Below are 20,179 nucleotides of genomic sequence, written 5' to 3'. Positions count from 1 at the left end.
CTGGAACGTGTTGTGGATGTCGACCCTTGCGCTCGTGGTGGCGTGTGGTGTGCCCGCCGGCGAGGACGTGAGCGTGTCGGAAGTGACGCTGGCCACCCAGGAGTCGGCGCTGTGCGTGGGGGTGAGCTTCGACTCGCTCGAGGTGGAGGGGGTGAGTTCCTTCTCGGGAGAGCTGGCGGGAGCAGGCTCCTGGGTGGTGGGCAACGGCGCCAACGCGGTGTACCTGGAGTACTCCGTGGACGGCGCGGACCACGGCTTCGATGAGCGCGTAGGAGAGCAGGGGGAGTGGTTCTTCAGCGAGGCTGCGGCCGGACTCGGCTGTGGGGTGCATTCCTTCGTGGTGAAGGCCTCCCCCATGGTCATCGACAGCAATGGCAACCGCTCCAAATGCGGCATCTCCCGGGAGGTGCTCCGCAACTTCGTCCAGTCCTGCCCGAGCGTGAACCCGGGCGTCTACCACACGCTGGAGGTGAAGTCGGACGGCAACGTGTGGGCCTGGGGCTACAACTACTACGGCCAGTTGGGCAATGGGCAGAGGACCCAGCGTAACGCGCCGACGCGGGTGAGGGGCTTGAGCCATGTCGTCTCCGCTTCGGCCGGAGCCGATCACTCGGTGGCGGTGACAGAGGACGGGAGCGTGTGGACGTGGGGCTCCAACTCGTACGGCCAGCTCGGAGACGGCACCACCACGATGCGCACGGTGCCTGTGCAGGTGCCGGAGCTGAGCGACGTCGTCGCGGTGGCAGCCGCCGGCTCGCGGACGGTGGCGCTGAAGGCGGATGGGAGCGTGTGGACCTGGGGGATCAACTCCTCGGGAGAGCTCGGGAATGGGACCACCACCAACAGCTTGCTCCCCATCCAGGTGCCCAACCTCAGCGGTGTCACCAGCATCGCCGCGGGCTTGTGGCACACGCTGGCGGTGAAGAAGGACGGAAGCGCCTGGAGCTGGGGGAGCAACGCCTACGGACAGCTCGGGGACGGGACCACCCTCAACAGGTTGAGGCCCGTGCTGGTGGCGAGCCTCAGCGGCGTCCGCGCGCTCTCCGGAGGCGTCGTCCACACGGTCGCCCTGAAGTGGGACGGCACGGCGTGGAGCTGGGGCTACAACAGCGCTGGGCAGCTGGGCAACGGGACGACCACCAACAGCTCCATCCCGGTGCAGGTGGCAGTGCTCACCCAAGCCGTCGAGATTGACGCGGGCGGTTATCACACCCTGGCCAAGCGGCAGGATGGCACCTTGTATGCCTGGGGCGACAACTTCTACGGCGCGCTGGGCACCGGGAACACCACCAGCAGCTCCGTGCCGGTGCAGGTCCCGCTCGCGGGGGTGCGCATGTTCGGTGCGGGCTATTACTCCTCCGTGGCCGAGCGGAAGAAGGTGATCGTGACCCAGGTGCGCACCCTGTTTGCGTGGGGCTACAACGCCAACGGCGAGCTCGGTGATGGGACCACCACCCATCGCTCCTCCCCCGTGGCCGTCGTGGTCAGCGGGATCGTGAAGACCGCAGGCGGCAATGCTCACTCGGTGGCCCTGGGGCGCGGTGGGGCGGTATGGACCTGGGGCTCCAATGCCTATGGCCAGCTGGGCAACGGGACGACCACCCACGTCGTCACGCCCACGCAGCTCCCGGGCCTGAGCGGCGTCATCGACGTGGCGGCGGGGGTCAACCACACGGTGGCGCTGAGCGCGGACGGCACCGTGGCCGCCTGGGGTTACAATGCCTATGGCCAGCTCGGCAACGGGACGAACGCCAACCAGCTCACACCGCAGTCCGTGCCGGAGCTGGACGGCGTCACCGCCATCTCCGCGGGCTCCACGCACACGGTGGCACTGAAGGCGGACGGCACCGTGTGGGCCTGGGGCTCCAACCTCTACGGCCAGCTCGGAGACGGGACCTTCACCCATCGCTACTCGCCGGTGCAGGTGCCGTCCCTCGAGAATGTCGTCTCCATCGCCGCGGGCCACTTCCACACGGTGGCGGTGAAAGCGGATGGCACCCTGTGGGTCTGGGGCTACGGCCCCCAAGGGCAGCTGGGCCTCGGGACGACCACCAACCGCTCCGTGCCGGTGCAGGTCTCCGGACTCGGTCATGCCCTCGCCATCGCCGCGGGCGGTTACCACACGGTGGCGCTGCTCGCGAGCGGCCAGGTGTGGACCTGGGGTTACAACTCCTCCGGCCAGCTCGGCGATGCGACGACCACCCAGCGCTACTCGCCGGTGCAGGTCCCCGGCCTCAACAATGTCATCGCGCTCGCCGCGGGTGGTTACTCCACGGCGGTGTTGAAGCGGGACGGCACGGTGTGGGCCTTTGGCTACAACTACAACGGCCAGCTCGGAGATGGGACGACGACCTCGCGCAGCTCACCGACCGTGACGCTCCTGGACTCTGTCGTGGACCTCTCCTCGGGCGGCAGCCATATGATGGGGCTGCGCAAGGACGCCTTCGTCCGGGCCTGCGGCTACAACGCCACCGGCCAGCTCGGCGACGGGACGACCACCCAGCGCCCGACGCCGGTGCAGGTGACGAACCTCCCAGGTGATGGGAGCATCACCTTCCCCGGGGGAGGTGGCGTCGTCCTGGACAGTCGCTGAGGCTCCGACGGAGGGGCTCCTGGCTCGCCGCGCCGTCGAGCGAGCGAGGAGACGACCCTCGCAAAACTGGGATTTCAGCTTGGAGGATGTTTTCTTGGGTCGGCTCCGGATGGTAGCGTCCCTCACTACCAGTGGTTCCGGCCCCGGATGACAAGAGCCCGTCGTCGATGATGAGCACGACCCCCGATCCGGAGGTCCTGCTGCCCATGCTTCGAAGGAAGCTCGTCATCCTGTCGGGGAGCGACGCGGGCCGCAGCTTCTCGCTCCGGGTCCGGGGCTACCGACTGGGGACGGATCCGGCGTGTGACATCGTCCTGAACGACCGGACCGTCTCCCGGCAGCACTTGTCTCTGGAGGTGAGAGAGGATCGGGTGCTGGCGCGGGACCTGGGGTCTCGCAACGGCTCGTTCTGCGAGCGCATGCGCTTCCGGGAGCTGGAGCTGCGCATGGGCGCCATCGTCAGGCTGGGCGCCACCGAGCTGAAGGTCGTCCCCGAGGAGGTGCGCGAGCACATCATCCCGCTCTCGTCGAACACCCGGTTCGGGGGGCTGGTGGGGGGCAGCCGGAGGGTGCGCGAGGTCTTCACGCTGCTGCAGCGGCTGGCGCCGGGGGACGCGGACGTCCTCATCCAAGGCGAGACGGGGACGGGCAAGGAGCTGTGCGCGGCGGGCATCCACGCGGCCAGCCCGCGCAGCCGGGGGCCGTTCAGCATCGTGGATGTCGCGGGCATCACCCCGTCGCTGGTGGAGTCCGAGCTCTTCGGCCACGTGAAGGGCGCGTTCACCGGAGCCCACTCGGAGCGGCCTGGGGCCTTCGAGCAGGCGGATGGAGGCACCGTCTTCCTGGACGAGGTGGGGGAGCTGTCGCTGGAGATCCAGCCGCGCCTGCTGCGAGTGCTGGAGGGGCGCCAGGTGAAGCGGGTGGGCGCCAACGAGTACCGCACCGTGAACGTGCGGGTGGTGGCGGCGACGCACAGGGATCTGGAGGCGGACGTCAAGGAGGGCCGGTTCCGCGAGGATCTGTTCCACCGGCTCGCGGTGCTGCGGGTGACGCTGCCGCCGCTGCGCGAGCGCCCCGAGGACATCCCGCTGCTGGTGGACACGATGCTGGAGCGGCTGGGCCGGCCGCCCAGCGCGCTGTCCGAGCAGACGCGGGCCTTGCTGGAGCAGTACCCGTGGCCCGGCAACGTGCGCGAGCTGCGCAACGTGGTCCAGCGCGTGGTGAACCTGGGAGAGCATGCGCTGCCGGAGATGTCTGCCTCGGAGCGGGCGCGCTTCACCAGCGCCGAGCTGGAGATGCCCTTCAAGGAGGCCAAGGAGCGCCTTATCGATGGCTTCGAGCGCGACTACCTCAAGAACCTGCTGGAGCGCTGCGGGGGCAACATCTCACGGGCCTCACGTGAAGCGGGCCTCGCGCGGCTCTATGTGCGCAAGCTGCTCAAGAAGTACGGGCTGCACGCGAGCAAGGATTCGGAGTGACGCAGGGAGCGCTGCTCGTCTGTGGCCGTGAGCCAATGCCAATAGGAAGGACGAGGGCACTGTTGCGGGGAGCGGCCCGGGGCACTGCGGGGCAAGAGGGTTCGAATCCAGGAGGGCCCACTCCCCTTCCCCCCGCCTGGCGCCTCATCGAGGAAGTTGGATCAAATTCCAAGAAACTCCGAAACCCCGACCGTCGACAATCAGGTCAGACACCTTCGGTTTCAGGAGTTTCCCCGAATGACGACGTCCCAGATCCGGTCCGGACACACCCCGAGTGGAATCACCTCCAGGCTCAGCACCGGGGAGAAGCCGGCTCAGAAGAAGTACGTGGATTACACCGTGAAGAGCGGTGACACGTTTTCGGGCATCGCGGCGAAACACGAGCTCTCACTGGCCGCTCTGAAGAAGCTGAACCCCCAGGTCGAGAACATCAACGTCATCCAGCCGGGCCAGAAGCTGCACGTGAAGGTCTTGAACGCGCCCGCGCCTGAGCCGAAGCCGAAGCCGAAGCCCGACAGCAGCACCGGCGTGCTCCCCAAGGGCATCCCGAACACCGAGGGCATGTCCGAGGCGAAGGAGTACGCGCTCTACTCGAAGTACGTGGACAAGTACGGCGACGCCAGGGCGAAGCAGGACCTCGCGGCCGGCAAGCGCGTCATCGTCGGACTGAGGGTGAACACGCCCTTCACCAACGCTCAACGCTCGGGCGGCACCTACGACGATCGGCTCGTCGTCATGTGGAAGGACAGCAGCGGCAAGCCGCACGTCGAGGAGTTCAAGGCCAACACCGAGCCCAACCGCCGCTGGGCCGATGACCCGAGCCAGAGCACCAAGCCGGTCGGCCGCCTCGTCGGCAACAAGACCTACCACTACCGGAAGAGCTTCAACGGCAACTTCGGTGGCAACATCCTCGCGCCGGACCTGCGCTTCGGGAACCCGACCGTGCAGCGCGACACCAACCGCAATCACCGGATCGACTCGAAGGACGACGTGTTCAGCGGCGACTGGGGCGGACAGGGCTACTACTTCCATCGCGGCGGAACGACCGACACGTACTCCGCCGGCTGCCAGACGATGGACCAGGGCCGCTTCAACAACTTCTGGGCCGCGCTCGGCTCTCAAGGCGAGTTCAGCTACGTCCTGGCCCAGGTCGGCTGACGTGGCGTAGCGCATCGGCTCGCTCCACGTGCGGTTCTCGAAGAACTGATCTACACCCCCGGGGAGCGGCCCCCTTCCGGCTCGAGCGGACGGGCCGGGAGGAGCACCATGCACCGCCACCCCACTGCCGTTGGCCTTCGCCTCGCCCTGCTGGGGTGGCTGCTGTTGAGCGCATCCCACGCGGCAGCCGCGGAGAAGGCCAGTGAGGGCAAGGCGCGGATTCGCATCCTCGCCACCGGGGGCACCATCGCCGGAGCCCAGACGCGCCAGGAGGACTCCGCCTACAAGGCGGGCGCCCTCGACGTGGAGCAGCTCATCGCCGCCGTGCCGAGCCTGAAGCAGCTGGCGAGTCTCGGCGGCGAGCAGGTGGCCAACATCGGCAGCCAGGACATGAACGACGCCGTGTGGCTGAAGCTGGCCCGGCGCATCAACGCGCTGCTCGCGACCCCGGACGTGGACGGCATCGTCGTCACGCACGGCACGGACACGATGGAGGAGACGGCGTACTTCCTCAACCTCGTGATTCGCAGCGACAAGCCCGTGGTCCTCGTCGGAGCCATGCGCCCGGCCACCGCCCTCGGCGCCGACGGGCCCGCCAATCTGTACAACGCCGTCGCGGTCGCCACCCACCCCGGCGCGCGGGGCCGGGGCGTGCTGGTGGTCATGAACGACGAAGTCCACGCCGCCCGCAACGTCATCAAGACGAACACCACCAACGTGAAGAGCTTCGAGAGCCCCAACCGCGGCGCCGCCGGGCTCGTGCACACCGGCAAGGTGACGTGGTTCGAGCCGGTGGACACGAAGCACACCCACCGCAGCGAGCTCTCCCTCGAGAAGGTGGAGAAGCTCCCCCGCGTCGACATCCTCTACGCACACGCCAACATGAGCGCGGACCTGCTGGAGGCCGCGGTGAAGAGCGGCGCGCGGGGGCTCGTCATCGCGGGCGTGGGCAATGGGAACATGAGCCAGCAGGCACTGGAGGTCCTGGCCAGGGCCGTCAAGCAGGGCGTGGCCGTGGTCCGCAGTACGCGCCTCATGAGCGGGCTCGTGCTGCGCAACAGCGAGGTGGACGACGACAAGCTGGGCTTCGTCGCCTCCGGTGAGCTCAACCCCGCCAAGTCCCGCGTGCTCCTCCAGCTGGCGCTCACCCGGACGAAGGACCCGGCGCAGCTCCAGCGCTACTTCCAGGAGTATTGACGACCCGGAGGCTCCGCTCCGCCAGCACCTTTCGCCTGCCTCCATCCAGGTGACGGGGGCGCCCGGGAACTTTCGTGCCTGCCGGAACGTCCGGAATACGTCACAATGAGGCCCGAGGCCTTGAACCTGCTCGCCTGTCACCCCGCGTGAACCCGGGGACGGCCAGCGGAGGGCCGGAGCCGGAATCGTCCGGGGAGCAAGAGATGTCCCAACCTGAGCTGTACCTGAAGCAGAACGTCGTCGCCGAGCCCCTCTACAACCAGTGGTACGCATGGTGGTTCCTGGCCTCGCCCATGACGGCGCCGCTGTTCGTGGCCAACCTCCATGTGAAGATCATGGAGTCCTTCGTGGCCAATCCCGCCATCCACGTGGCGGCGCTGAAGAGCCCCGCGCTCCAGGGTGGCCCGTACATCAACCACGGCGTGGACCGGCTGGGCGACATCAAGGCGCTGCTGGAGCGGACGGTGCGGGAGGAGGCGCTGTCGCTCGAGTACGCCCGCGCCGTGCTGGAGCTGGACGCGCTGCTGGACTCGGCGGAGGGCTTCTCGCTGGAGGAGCTGTACCCCCGGGTCCCCGACGTGCTGCGCGGCTACGTGGAGCTGACGTATGACCTGAAGAACCGCGCCTCGCCGCGCTTCTTCGAGCCCCTGCTCTACCGCAGCCCCTTCCACCGCACGTCGTCGCAGAGCCTGTCCATGCGGCTCGTCCACAAGGACGCGCGGCCGTATGTCTTCAGCACGCCCCGGCTGGACACGACGGACGGCAGCCTGATGGCGAAGGTGCCCTACCGCAGCGAGGCCATCGACCGCCTCTTCGCCATGCGCCACCAGCCCGGCCCCGTGGCGCCCGTGCGGGAAGCGCTGGCCATCGAAGCGAAGGACCATGACACCTTCGCCTCGTTCTTCACCGAGCAGCCCCCGCGCCCCGCGCCCCGCTACGACGGCGAGGGCGTCCGCGTCCGGTACTTCGGCCACGCGTGCGTGCTCATCGAGTCGCGCCAGGTCAGCCTGCTCACCGACCCGGTCATCAGCTACGACGTCCCGTCGGACCTGCCGCGCTACACGTACGCGGACCTGCCAGAGCGCATCGACTACGTCCTCATCACCCACGGCCACGCGGACCACCTGATGTTCGAGCCGCTGCTCCAGCTGCGGCACCGCATCGGCACCGTCGTGGTGCCGGCCAGCAGCGGCGGCGGGCTGGCGGACCCGTCCCTCAAGCTGATGCTCCAGCAGCTCGGCTTCCAGAACGTGGTGGCCCTGTCGGAGCTGGAGTCACTCCCCATCCCCGGCGGAGAGCTCATCGGCCTGCCCTTCATCGGCGAGCACGGCGACCTCAACATCCAGGCCAAGCTGGCGCACCTCGTCCGGCTGGAGGGCAAGACGCTGCTGATGGCGGCGGACTCCAATGCCCTGGAGCCCCGCCTGTACGAACACGTCCACCGGGAGGTGGGCGCCATCGACATGATGTGGCTGGGCATGGAGTCCGAGGGCGGCCCGCTCAGCTGGATGTACGGCCCGCTGCTGCCCGCGCCGCTCCAGCGGAAGATGGACCAGTCGCGGCGGCTCAACGGCTCCAACGCCGCGCGCGCCATTGAGCTCGCACGGCGGCTGAAGCCCGGCCAGGTCCACGTCTACGCCATGGGCCGCGAGCCCTGGCTGGGCCACGTCATGGTGATGGGCTACCACGAGAACTCGCCGCAGCTCGTCGAGTCCCGGAAGCTCATCGCCTGGTGCCGCGAGAATGGCATCCACGCGGACATGCCCTACGGTCAGGCCGAGCACTTCCTGCGCTGACCGGCCCGCGCGTCAAGACATGTCTCGGATGGACGAACGTGCCACGTGCCCCGCCCTCCCTGCGGGAGGGTTGCAAGAGATGAGGAACCCACATGTTGTTGGATGAAGAGCTCCCACTGGTCGGCATGACGGAGGACATGCAGATCAACTCCGTCCTCTTCGGCGTCGTGGGCCTGTACCAGATGCTCTTCCCGGGCCGCCTCCGGGCCTGCTACCTGCTGGGAACCCACGTGACGGGTGAGGCGGTGGAGGAAAGCGATCTGGACCTGACGGTGGTCTTCAAGGACGGGTTCCTGGAGGGCGAGCGTGAGGGCTGCGAGCGCGCCCGCCACTATCTCGGCTCGCTGGCCCGGGTCCCCCTGGACGTGAGCGTGGTGGACGAGGCGCAGCTCCAGGCGCAGGGCGAGGTCAGACTCAAGCTGAGCTCCCTGCTGCTGGCGGGAGAGGACATCCGGGAGCGTGTTCCGCTGATGGCCCAGGAGCGATGGCTGCGCTTCTGCATGCACCGGCCCTACATGTTCCTGGAGCGCGCCCGGGCCCGGAGCGAGGGCGAACCGCTGCGCTACCCGCTCGACTACCCGGACCGGCGGGGCGAGCTCTACGGCTACGACTACCGCGAGGCCATGGACGCCCAGGGCAACCTGCACCGGGGCATCAAGGAGCTCGTCACCCTGGCCGGCTGGCTCGCGGCGGCCAGTGTCGCGCGGGCAGGCGAGTATTCCGCCACCAAGCGCAAGACCTTCGAGGCGCACCGCCAGCACGTCAATGACGCGTGGACGCCCCTGTTCCAGGACATCTACGCCTGCCGCCAGCGCTGGGGCTACCGGGTGCCTCAAGCCCCCGCCGACCGCGAGCACCTGCGCAGGCTCTGCGCGCGGATGCTGGAGGCGGAGAACCACTTCCTCGCCGGGTATCGGGACTACCTGCTGGCCGAAGTGCAGCGTGGCGAGGTGGCGGACCGGGTGCTGGCGGCCCGGCGCCTGGGAGAAATCCTCTACCCCGGCGACGAGGTGCCCGCTGCGCTGAGGCAACTGGAGGAGTCGCCGGAGGAGGCGCTGCGCGAGGCCGCCCGCGAGTCGCTTCGCCGGCTGGAGCAGTACGGCGCCCCCCAGCGGCAGCCGGCGCCCTGAGCAGGGGCGCCGGCCACCCGCGGGCCGGCGCTACCCCGCCCTCTGGAGCGAGCCTCCCGTCCGGGCCCGCTCCAGCAGAGTCCGCAGCCGCGCGGCCAGCTGCTCCACGTGGGGCAGGGCCATCAGGCTGAAGTGGTCGCCCGCCACCTCGTACGTCTCCACTCCGCCCCGGGCGAGCGCGCTCCACCCGAGGTCTTTCTCGTGCTGGCCCTCGGGCTGCTCGGCGGCCCGCAGCAGCACCAGCGAGCCGGAGAACGGCTCCGGCACGTACTGGCGTGAAGCCCTCCGGTTCCGCGAGAACATCGCCCAGAGTGCCCTGAGCTCCGTGCACGACTCCTCATCCAGGCCCGCGACAGGCTGCCCGTCCAGCACCGCCCCCAGCTCCACGGCGTCCACCTGCTCCAGGACCTCGGCCGCCCCCGGGTGGAGGCCCGCCAGCCGGGACAGGTGGAGCGCGAACTCCAGCACTCCCTCCGCCTCCTGCGCCTCGGTGGGCGCGTCCTCCCGGCCTCGCGCGTCGACGATGACCAGCAGGCCCACCTCCTCGCCCCGGGCCTTCAGCTGCCGGGCCATCTCGTACGCCACGCGGCCGCCCATGGACCAGCCACCCAGGAGGTACGGGCCTTCCGGCTGCACCCCACGCACGGCCTCCAGGTAGTGCGCGGCCATCTCCTCCACCGTCTCGCCGGAGCCGCCCCTGGGCACCTGCAGGCCGTAGAAGGGCTGCTCTGACTCCATCCGCTTCGCCAGCTCCAGGTACGCCAGCACGCCACCGCCCACCGGGTGCACGCAGAAGAAGGGCTTGGCGCCTCCGCCCTTCCTCAGCGTCACCAGCGGCGAGTCCGACGTGGCCCCCGCCTCGATGCGCGCGGCCAGTGCCTCCAGCGTGGGCGCCTCGAAGAGGTCGATGACCGCGAGCTGGACGTCAAAGAGGGGCCGCACGCGCGCCACCACCTGCGTGGCCAGCAGCGAGTGGCCACCCAGCTCGAAGAAGTCGTCGCGCGCGCCCACCTCGGACACGTTGAGCAGCTCCTTCCACAGCGCAGCCAGCCGTTGCTCCGTCTCCGTGCGCGGCTCCACGTACTCCGCCACGGCCCGATTCCGGGACGGGGCCGGGAGTGCCTTGCGGTCCACCTTCCCGTTCGAGGTGAGCGGCAGCGCCTCCAGCACCACGCAGGCCGACGGCACCATGTAGTCCGGCAGCCGCTCCGCCAGGTACTCGCGCAGCGCCGGCTCCTCCAGCGCCTTGCCCGACCTGCCCACCGCGTAGGCGACGAGCTGTCTGAGGCCGGGCACGTCCTCCCACGCCACCACCACGCACTCGGCCACGGCCGGGTGGCCCGCGAGCACCGCCTCCACCTCGCCCAGCTCCACCCGGTAGCCGCGAATCTTGAGCTGGTGGTCCACGCGTCCGAGGAACTCGATGCTGCCGTCCTCCAGCCACCGCACCCGGTCTCCCGTCCGGTACATCCGGGCCCCGGGCTCGCCACGGAAGGCGTCTGGCAGGAAGCGCTCGGCGGTGAGGTCCGGCCGGCCCAGGTAGCCCCGGCCCACGCTCTGCCCGCCCACGTACAGCTCCCCCGGCACGCGTGGCGGCACCGGACGGCCGTACCCGTCCAGCACGTACACCCGCACGTTGCCCAGCGGCCGGCCCAGCGGCACCGACTGCGCCCCCGGCACACGCCCGCCGCGCTCCACCCGCTGCGCGAGCACGCCCACCGTCGTCTCCGTCGGGCCGTAGTGATTGAAGACCTCACACTCCGGCGCCAGCGCGTGCACCCGCTCCACCAGTGCCCACTCCGCCCTGTCGCCGCCCAGCACGAGCCTCCGGCGCGGCAGCACCTCCCGTGCGTCCGCATCCGCCAGCAGCGCCTCCAGGTGCGTCGGGACGATCTTGAGCCCCTCCACCGCGTGCCGCCGCCCGTACGACGCCAGCAGCGCCGCGTCCGCGGCCGTCGCCTTGCCCACCAGGTGCACCGCGCCGCCCGCGCACAGCGTGGGGAAGAGGGCCGTGTGCCCCAGGTCCGCCGCCAGCGTGGACACCGACGCGAAGCTCATCCCGGCAGGCAGCTCCAGCCGCTGGCTGACACCCGCCACGTAGCAGGCCAGCTGCCCGTGCTCGATGCACACGCCCTTGGGCTGCCCCGTGCTCCCGGACGTGTAGATGATGTACGCCGCATTGCCCGGAACGGCGCGGCTGTCCGGCGCCTCCTCCGGCTGGGACTCCAGCAGCCCGTCCTCCGCGTCCAGGCTCACCAGGAACTCCCCCTGCGACGGCAGCTCGCTGGCCAGCGACTCCTCGGTGACGATGACCTGCACGCGCGCGTCCTTGAGGACGTGCCGCACGCGCTCGCTCATGTGCGCGTAGGACGGGTCCAACGGGACGTAGGCGCCGCCCGCCTTGAGGATGCCCAGCAGGCCCACCAGGGCATGCGCCCGCCGCTCCACGAACAGGGCCACCCGCATCTCCGGCTCCACGCCCAGCGCCTTCAGCCAGTGCGCGAGCTGGTTGGCCCGCCGCTCCAGCTCCGCGTAGGTGAGCCGCTCGTCCCCGGCCACCACCGCCGTGGCGTCCGGCGTCCTCGCCGCCTGCTCGGAGATGAGCTCGTGGACGCACCGCCGCGGGTATGGCGCGTCGGCGCCGCTCCACGGCCCCAGCACCCGGCGCCGCTCCTCCTCCGTCAGCAGCGGCAGCTCGGACAGCCGCTGCCGCCCCTCCTGCGCCACCACCGCCTCCAGCACGTGCTGGAAGTGCCGCGCCATGCGCTCCACCGTGGCGGGGTCGAAGAGGTCCGTGCTGTACATCCACGCGCACTCCAGCCCACCGGATGCTGGCCCCACCAGCACCGTCAGGTCCTGCTTGGACGCGGCCGCCTCCTGCTCCCGAGGGGGGACCGTCAACGTCAGCCCGGGCAGCTCCGGCGCCGCCTGGGGCGTGTTCTGCAGCACGAACTTCACCTGGAACAGGGGCGCGTGGGACAGGCTGCGCTCCGGGTTGAGCGCGCGCACCACCTCCTCGAAGGGCAGGTCCTGGTGCGCGTACGCGCCCAGCGCCGCCGCCTTCGTCTGCTCCAGCACGTCGCGGAAGGAGGGGTTGCCGTCCAGCCGCAGCCGCAGGACGAGCTGGTTGATGAAGAAGCCGATGAGCCCCTCTGTCTCCGCGCGGTTGCGGTTGGCCACGTCCGTGCCCACCACCAGGTCCGTCTGCCCGCTGTAGCGGTGCAGCAGGGACTGGAAGGCCGCCATCAGGACCATGAAGAGCGTGGCGCCCTCCCGCCGGGCCAGTGCCTCCAGCTGGCCGGTGAGCTCCGGACTCAGGAACACCGGGTGCGAAGCGCCCCGGTAGGTGCGCACCGCGGGCCTTGGCCGGTCCGCGGGCAGCTCCAGCACCGTGGGCGCGCCCTCCAGTTGCTGGCGCCAGTACCCGAGCTGGGCCTCCAGCACCTCGCCCTGCATCCACTGCCGCTGCCAGGCCGCGTAGTCCCCGTACTGCACCGCCAGCTCCGGCAGCGGCGAGGGCCGGCCCTCACGGAAGGCCGCGTACAGCGCCACCACGTCATGCACCAGCACGCCCATGGACCAGCCGTCCGAGGCGATGTGGTGCATGGTCAGCAGCAGCAGGTGCTCCTCGTCCCGCAGCGACACCAGCATGGCGCGCAGCAGCGGCCCCCTGGAAAGGTCGAAGGGACGCCGTGTCTCCTCCGCCTCCAGCCTCCGGGCCTCCTCCTCGCGCCGTCCAGGCGGAAGGACCCGCAGGTCCACCCGCGCCAGCGGCAGCTCCACCTCCGGAATCACCACCTGGGCCGGCCCCTCGGGCCCGTCCACGAAGAAGGTCCGCAGCGACTCGTGCCGGCGCACCACCTCCTGGAAGGCCTGCTCCAGGGCCCGCACGTCCAGCGGCCCCTCGAGGCGCAGGGAGCTGGGCATGTTGAAGGTGGGCAGGCCGGGCTCGAGCTGCTCCAGGAACCACAGCCGCTGCTGGGCGAACGACAGCGGCAGGCGCTCCTGGCGCGGCCTGGGCCGCAGTGGCGGAGCCTGGAGCGGCAGCGCGCCCACGGCCAGTGCGTCGACGCGCCCGGCCTGCGCCTCCAGGGTGGGCGCCTCGAAGAGCACCTGAAGGGAGAGCTCCACCCCGAAGGAGACGCGGATGCGGGACTGCAGCTGGGTGGCCAGCAGCGAGTGCCCCCCCAGCTCGAAGAAGTCATCCCGGAGGCTCACGTCCTTCACACCGAGCAGCCCGCTCCACAGTGCCGCGAGCTGGCGCTCGGTGTCCGTGCGAGGGGCCATCACCTCCCCGGCGCGCGACGTCGTGGGCGCCGGGAGTGCCTTGCGGTCCAGCTTGCCGCTGGAAGTGAGCGGCAGGGCCTCCAGCATGACGAAGGCCGAGGGCACCATGTACTCAGGCAACGTCTGCCGGAGGAAGGCTCGCGCGGCGGCCGTCTCCAGCACCGCCCCCGGATTCGGGACGAGGTACGCCACCAGTGCCAGGCCCTCGCGCGCCAGCACCGCGGCCTCTCGCACCGCCGGATGCCGGCGCAGCGCGGCTTCCACCTCTCCCGGCTCGATGCGCAGCCCGCGCAGCTTCAGCTGTGTATCCAGGCGGCCCAGGTACTCCAGGGTGCCGTCGGTCAGCCAGCGCACGCGGTCTCCCGTGCGGTACAGCCGCGCGCCGGGCTGGGTGCTGAAAGGATGGGGGACGAACCTCTCCGCCGTCAGCTCGGGCCGGCCGAGGTAGCCACGCGCCAGGCCCACGCTGTCCACGCACAGCTCTCCGGGCACCCCCACGGGCACCGGCTGGCCCGAGGCGTCCAGCACGTACACCCGCACGTTGGCCCAGGGCCGGCCAATGGTGAGCTGCTGCCCCGGGCGCATCGGCTCGGAGAGGGTGGCGCACACGGTGACTTCCGTGGGGCCGTACGCGTTGAGCAGCCGCACCCTGCCCCCCCAGCGCTCCACCAACTCCGGCGTGCACGCCTCGCCGGCGGAGATGAGTGTCTCCAGGGCCCAAGAGTCCTCCGGCGTCAGTTGCGCCAGCACGGAGGGCGTCAGCGTCACGGCGGTGATGGACTCCTCGCGCAGCAGGGTGCGCAGGGGGGCGTCCGGCATCAGCCGCTCGCGCGGCGCCAGCACCAGCGTGGCGCCGGCCAGCAAGGTGCCGAGGATTTCGGCCACCGAGGCGTCGAAGCCGAAAGCTGCGTACTGGAGGACGCGGCTGCCGGGATGGAAGCCGTGCTCGCGCGCGGCGGTGAGGGCCGTGTTGCACAGGCCGCGGTGTTGCAAGAGCGTGCCCTTGGGCCAGCCCGTGCTGCCCGAGGTGTAGATGACGTAGGCCAGGTTGCCCGCGCCCGCTCCGCCCTCCACGGCGGTAGTCGGCTGCGCCTGGATGAGGGGAGCCTCCGCGTCCAGCAGCAAGAGCCGCTCGCTGCCGGAGGGCAGCTCATCGGCGATGGCCTCGGTGGTGACGAGCACCGGCGCGGCGCAGTCGCGCAGCATGTACGTCAGGCGCTCCACCGGGTAGCTCGGGTCCATGGGCACCCAGGCGCCGCCCGCCTTGAGGATGCCGAGGATGCCCACGACCATGTCCAGCGAGCGCTCCACGCAGAGGGCCACGGGCACTTCGGGCCGGACGCCCAGCGAGCGCAGGTGCCAGGCCAGCTGGTTGGCGCGCGCGTCGAGCTGCGCATAGGTGAGCTCCACGCCCTCGAAGCGCACGGCCGTCGCCTGCGGAGTGCGGGCGGCCTGGGCCTCGAAGAGCTGGTGGGCGCAGGCGTCACGCGGGAAGTCGCGCGCGGTGGCATTCCACTCCACCAGCACCTGGCGCTGCTCGGCCTCCGTCATGAGGGGCAGCGTGGACAGCGGGGCCTCGGGCCGGGCTACCGCGGCCTCCAGCACCGTGCCCAGGTGCCGCACCATCCGGCCAATGGTCTCCGCCTCGAAGAGGTCCGTGCGGTACTCGCACGAGCACTCCAGCCCCTGAGCGGTTTCAGTGACGGAGAAGGTGACGTCCAGGCGCGAGGTGCCGGAGTCCGTGTGCTGCGGGCGCAGGGTGAGGCCCGGGAGGGTCAGCTCGGAGGCGGGCTGGTTCTGCAGCACCAGCTTCACCTGGACGAGGGGGGCATGGCCCGGGTTCCGGTCCGGGTTGAGCGCGCGCACCACCTCCTCGAAGGGCAGGTCCTGGTGGGCGTAGGCGCCGAGCGTGGCCGTGCGCACGCGGGCGAGCAGCTCGCGGAAGGAGGGATTGCCGTCCAGCCGGGCGCGCAGGGCGAGCTGGTTGATGAAGAAGCCGATGAGGCCTTCGGTCTCCGAGTGGTCGCGGTTGGCGATGTCGGTGCCGACGACGAAGTCCTCCTGGCCCGAGTAGCGCGACAGCATCACCTCGAAGCCGGCCAGCAGGGCCATGAAGAGGGTGGTGCCCTCACGGCGGCTGAGCGCCAGGAGCGCGCCGGCCAGCGGGCGCGGCAGCAGCAGGCCGCTGAGCATGGCGCCGTGGAAGCCCTGCGTGGCCGGACGCGGGAAGTCGGTGGGCAGCTCCAGCAACGGGGGTGCACCGGCGAGGTGCTCGCGCCACCAGGAACGCTGCGCTTCGAGGGCCTCGCCCTGCAACCAGCCCCGCTGCCAGGCCGCGTAGTCCGCGTACTGCACGGACAGCTCGGACAGCGGAGAGGGCTGACCGGCGGAGAAGGCCGCGTAGAGCGCGGCCGACTCGCGCACCAGCACGTCCAGCGACCAGCCGTCGGCGGCGATGTGGTGCAGCGTCAGCAGCAGCAGGTGCCGTGTGCCTGACAGGCGCACCACGCTGGCGCGCAGCATCGGTCCACGGGTGAGGTCGAAGGGGCGCTGAGCCTCCTCGCGTGCCAGGCGCCCGGCCTCGGCTTCGCGTTCATCCTCCGGCAGGCTGGACAGGTCCACCACCGGCAGGGGGACGGAGCCAGGCGGGTGGATGACCGCGACCGGGCCGTCCCCGTAGGTGGTGCGCAGCACCTCGTGACGGCGTACCAGCTCCGTGAGGCCGCGCCCCATCGCGCTCAGGTCCACCGGGCCGTCCAGCCGCAGCGCGATGGGCATGTTGAAGACGGGGCTTCCGGGCCGCAGCCCGTCGAGGAACCACAGGCGCTGCTGGGCGAAGGACAGCGACAGGTCTCCAGCACGAGGCACGGGGAGCAACGGCGGCGCCCGCACGCCAGACCGGGTGGACTCCACGCGCTCGGCCAGCGCGGCCACCGTGGGCGCCTCGAAGAGCGCGCGCAGGGAGAGTTCCACTCCCGCGATGGAGCGCAGCCGCGCCACCAACCGGGTGCCGAGCAGCGAGTGGCCGCCCAGCTCGAAGAAGCTGTCGGTGGCGCCCACGCGCTCGAGGCCCAGCACCTGGGCGAAGAGTCCGGCCAGCAGCTCCTCGGTGGGGGTGCGCGGGGCCACGTACTCGCGGGAGGACTCCCGCGGCTCCGGCGCGGGCAGGGCCTTGCGGTCCACCTTGCCATTGGGCGAGAGGGGCAGCGCCTCCAGCACCACGAAGGCCGAAGGCACCATGAACTCGGGCAGCCGCCCGGCGAGGGCCGCACGAAGCTCCTGGGTATCCAGCCCCGCCGAGGCGGACACGAGGTAGGCCACCAGGCTGGGGCCCTGCGGCCCATCCTCGCGGACCACCACCACCGTGTCCGCCACCCGCGGGTGGGCGCGTAGCGCGGCCTCGACTTCACCCAGCTCGATGCGGAAGCCGCGCAGCTTCACCTGGAAGTCAGCCCGGCCGAGGTACTCCACCGTGCCGTCCGGCAGCCACCGCGCCAGGTCTCCCGTGCGGTACAGCCGCGCGCCCGGAGTGCCGCTGAAGGCGTCTGGGATGAAGCGCTCGGCGGTCAGCTGCGGCCGGTTCCAGTAGCCGCGGCCCACCTGGATGCCACCGATGAAGAGCTCGCCGGAGACACCCACGGGCGTCGGCTGGCCATGGGCGTCGAGGATATGGATGCGGGTGTTGGCCACGGGCCGGCCGATAGGCACGCTGTGGCGCGCATCTCCTCTCGGGCACTCCCACCAGGTGACGTCCACCGCTGTCTCGGTGGGGCCATAGAGGTTGTGCACCTCCGCGGCCGGTAGCCGCGCGTGGGCCCGGCGCACCAGCTCCGCGGGCAAGGCCTCGCCGCTGCACACCACGCGGCGCAGGCCCGTCAGGCCCTCCAGCCCTGGCTCCTCCACGAAGGCCCGCAGCATGGAGGGCACGAAGTGCGCGGTGGTGACGCGCTCACCGGCCATCAACTGCACGAGGTAGGTGGGCTCCTGGTGGCCGCCCGGACGGGCCACCACCATGCGTGCTCCCGTCAGCAGCGGCCAGAAGAACTCCCAGACCGACACGTCGAAGCTGAAGGGCGTCTTCTGCAGCACCGTGTCGGCCGGGGTGAGGCGGTACTGCTGCTGCATCCACAGCAGGCGGTTGACGACGCCGGAGTGGGCGTTCATGGCCCCCTTGGGGCGGCCGGTGCTGCCGGAAGTGAAGATGACGTAGGCCAGCGACTCGGGCCCGGCCAGCGGGGCCGGGCGCGTGGTGGGCTGGCGGGCCACGGTGGCCCACTCGGAGTCCAGGCACAGCACCTGGCTGGAATGGGGCGGCAGCACCCCTCGCAGGTGCTCCTGGAGGAGCAGCACCGGGGCGGCGGTGTCCTCCAGCATCCACGTCAGGCGCTCACGCGGGTAGGACGGGTCCAGCGGCACGTAGGCGGCACCGGACTTGAGCACGCCCAGCAGCGCCACCACCATCTCCAGCGAACGCTCCAGGCACACGCCCACCAGGGACTCGGGGCCGGCGCCCAGCGAGCGCAGGTGGTGCGCCAGCTGGTTGGCGCGTGCATCGAGCTGCGCGTAGGTGAGGGCCTCGCCCTCGAAGCGCACGGCCTCGGCGTCCGGCGTCCGCTCCACCTGCGCCTCGATGAGCGAGTGCAGGCACACGTCACGCGGGTACGCCTCGTCGCTGCCTCGGAAGTCAGCCAGGAGCTGGCGCTCCTCCTCGGCCGTCAGCAGCGGCAGCTCGGACAACCGCTGGTCGGGGTTCGCGGCCACGGCTCCCAGCAGCGTGTAGAAGTGCCCCCGCATCCGCTGGATGGTCGTCGTGTCGAAGAGGTCCGTGTTGTATTCGAGCCAGCCGAAAATCTCGTCCGGCCGGTCCTCGCGCAGCTCCAGCAGCAGGTCGAACTTCGCCGAGCCCGGGTCCACCAGCAGATACGTGGACTGGAGCCCCGGCATGGACAGGTCCTGGCGCGGGGTGTTCTGGAAGCTGAACATCACCTGGAAGAGCGGGTGGCGACTCAGGTCGCGCGGAGGCTGCAGCTCCTCGACCAGCTTCTCGAAGGGCAGCTCCTGGTGCGCGTACGCGGCCATGCAGACCGCCTTCGCGCGGCGCAGCAGCTCGCGGAAGGTGGGGTTGCCGTCCAGGTCATTGCGCAGAATCAGCGTGTTGACGAAGAAGCCGATGAGGGCCTCCACCTCGGGCACGTTGCGGCCGGCGATGGGCGAGCCGACGGTGACGTCCGTCTGCCCCGAGTGCCGGTGCAGCAGCGTCTGGAAGACACTCAGCAACGTCATGAAGAGGGTGGCGCCCTCCTGCTGGCTGACGTCCTTCAGCGCGCGCGTCAGCGCCACCGGCAGCGTGACGAACTGGCGCGAGCCCCGGTACGTCTGCTCCGGCGGGCGCGGCCTGTCGGTGGGCAGCTCCAGCGGCGAGGGCAGCGTGCGCAGGTGCTGCTTCCAGAAGTCCAGCTCCGTGCGCAGCCGTTCGCCCTGCATGCGCTCGCGCTGCCACTCGGCGAAGTCCGAGTACTGAATCGCCAGCTCCGGCAGCTCCGCGGCCTGGCCGGTGACTTCCGCCGCGTAGAGCGCCATCAGCTCGCGCACGAAGACGCCCAGCGACCAGCGGTCGGTCACCAGGTGGTGCATGGTGACGAGGGCGATGTGGTTGTCCGGCCCCAGCCGCAGCACCCTGCCCCGTAGCAGCGGCCCCCGCGTCAGGTCGAAGGTTCGCTGCGACTCCTCGCTGGTGCGCCGCTCCACCTCGGCGTCCTGCTCCTGCCTGGGCAGGTGCGAGAGGTCCTCGACGGGGATGCCCAGCCGCAGCTCGGGGAGCACCACCTGCACGGGCATGCCGTCGTCGCGCGTGGCGAACACGGTGCGCAAGGACTCGTGCCTGCGCACCACGCCGTTCACACAGCGCTCCAGCAGAGGGATGTCCAGCACACCGGTGAACTGCACGGTGATGTGGACGTTGTAGGCGAAGTTGCGACCGCCCTCGAGCTGGTCTACCACCCACAGCCGCTGCTGCGAGAAGGACGCCAGCGCGGGGCCGGTGTCCTGGCGCTGGGGGATGGTGCGCTCCTGCGACTGCGTGGCGGACGCCTGGAGCTGGTCCTTTTTCTCCTTGAGGAGTAGCTCGTACAGCGCCCGCTGCTTGGGACTGAGTTGGTCGGGGTTCTTCGTGCTGCCGCTCATGAGACAACGCTCCAGGCTCCCCGGCGGAACGGGGCGGGCGGCGGTCGCACCGCGCCCGCCCTGCTCCAGCGCTTCGGTGGGAACAGGAACTGACTAACACTACTGTGCCGGGGTCCTGAAGGCGGAACGGAGAAGCCAGGAAGTACGTCCCCTTCGCCGGGCCATGAAGCCGGGTGATGTCCCAGCACCAGGTCGTCGCGGCCAACGAGAGGCTCTCCTTCTGTGCGCCCGCCTCCGTCCCCACTTGAGGGAGCCGATGATGACGTGCCCTCGGTGAAACACCCCAGCGCTGCACGTCACGACAGCGCGCCCTGCATTGCATGGTCGGTCATGCCCAGGAAGCAGGGGCGCCCGCAC

At 70.6% G+C, this 20,179-nt stretch carries 7 protein-coding genes; 6 read left to right on the top strand and 1 reads right to left on the bottom strand.

Annotated elements, in window-relative coordinates; translation table 11 throughout:
* Positions 1 to 16: 16 nt before the first annotated feature.
* The 6 genes from LXT23_RS24825 to LXT23_RS24800 all read left to right on the top strand — a co-directional run bounded on the left by LXT23_RS24825 (position 17) and on the right by LXT23_RS24800 (position 9,352).
* A complete protein-coding gene (locus LXT23_RS24825; protein WP_253982763.1) occupies positions 17 to 2,593 on the top strand; it encodes an RCC1 domain-containing protein in 2,577 nt (858 codons plus the stop codon).
* Positions 2,594 to 2,763: 170 nt separating this feature from the next.
* On the top strand, positions 2,764 to 4,071 hold the full coding sequence (locus LXT23_RS24820) for a sigma 54-interacting transcriptional regulator (RefSeq protein ID WP_253983148.1): 1,308 nt from the start codon (positions 2,764 to 2,766) through the stop codon (positions 4,069 to 4,071).
* A 237-nt stretch (positions 4,072 to 4,308) separates the two neighbouring features.
* Positions 4,309 to 5,229 carry a LysM peptidoglycan-binding domain-containing protein gene (locus tag LXT23_RS24815; protein ID WP_253982762.1) on the top strand — a complete coding sequence of 307 codons (921 nt, stop codon included), beginning with the start codon at positions 4,309 to 4,311 and terminating at the stop codon, positions 5,227 to 5,229.
* Positions 5,230 to 5,337: 108 nt separating this feature from the next.
* The gene (locus LXT23_RS24810; RefSeq protein WP_253982761.1) at positions 5,338 to 6,426 is read left to right on the top strand and encodes a type II asparaginase; all 1,089 of its coding nucleotides are present in this window, start codon (positions 5,338 to 5,340) and stop codon (positions 6,424 to 6,426) included.
* A 203-nt stretch (positions 6,427 to 6,629) separates the two neighbouring features.
* Positions 6,630 to 8,222: an MBL fold metallo-hydrolase gene (locus LXT23_RS24805; protein ID WP_253982760.1), complete on the top strand. Its 1,593-nt coding sequence runs from the start codon at positions 6,630 to 6,632 to the stop codon at positions 8,220 to 8,222.
* Positions 8,223 to 8,314: 92 nt separating this feature from the next.
* Positions 8,315 to 9,352: a nucleotidyltransferase domain-containing protein gene (locus LXT23_RS24800; RefSeq protein ID WP_253982759.1), complete on the top strand. Its 1,038-nt coding sequence runs from the start codon at positions 8,315 to 8,317 to the stop codon at positions 9,350 to 9,352.
* Between the two features lie 30 nt (positions 9,353 to 9,382).
* On the opposite strand, the gene LXT23_RS24795 is transcribed toward LXT23_RS24800, so the two are convergent.
* On the bottom strand, positions 9,383 to 19,822 hold the full coding sequence (locus LXT23_RS24795; RefSeq protein WP_253982758.1) for a non-ribosomal peptide synthetase: 10,440 nt from the start codon (positions 19,820 to 19,822) through the stop codon (positions 9,383 to 9,385).
* Positions 19,823 to 20,179 lie beyond the last annotated feature (357 nt).

It is taken from the genome of Pyxidicoccus xibeiensis (genome assembly GCF_024198175.1).
In the GTDB taxonomy this organism is placed as follows: domain Bacteria; phylum Myxococcota; class Myxococcia; order Myxococcales; family Myxococcaceae; genus Myxococcus; species Myxococcus xibeiensis.
This window is presented reverse-complemented; position numbering and strand designations above follow the sequence as displayed.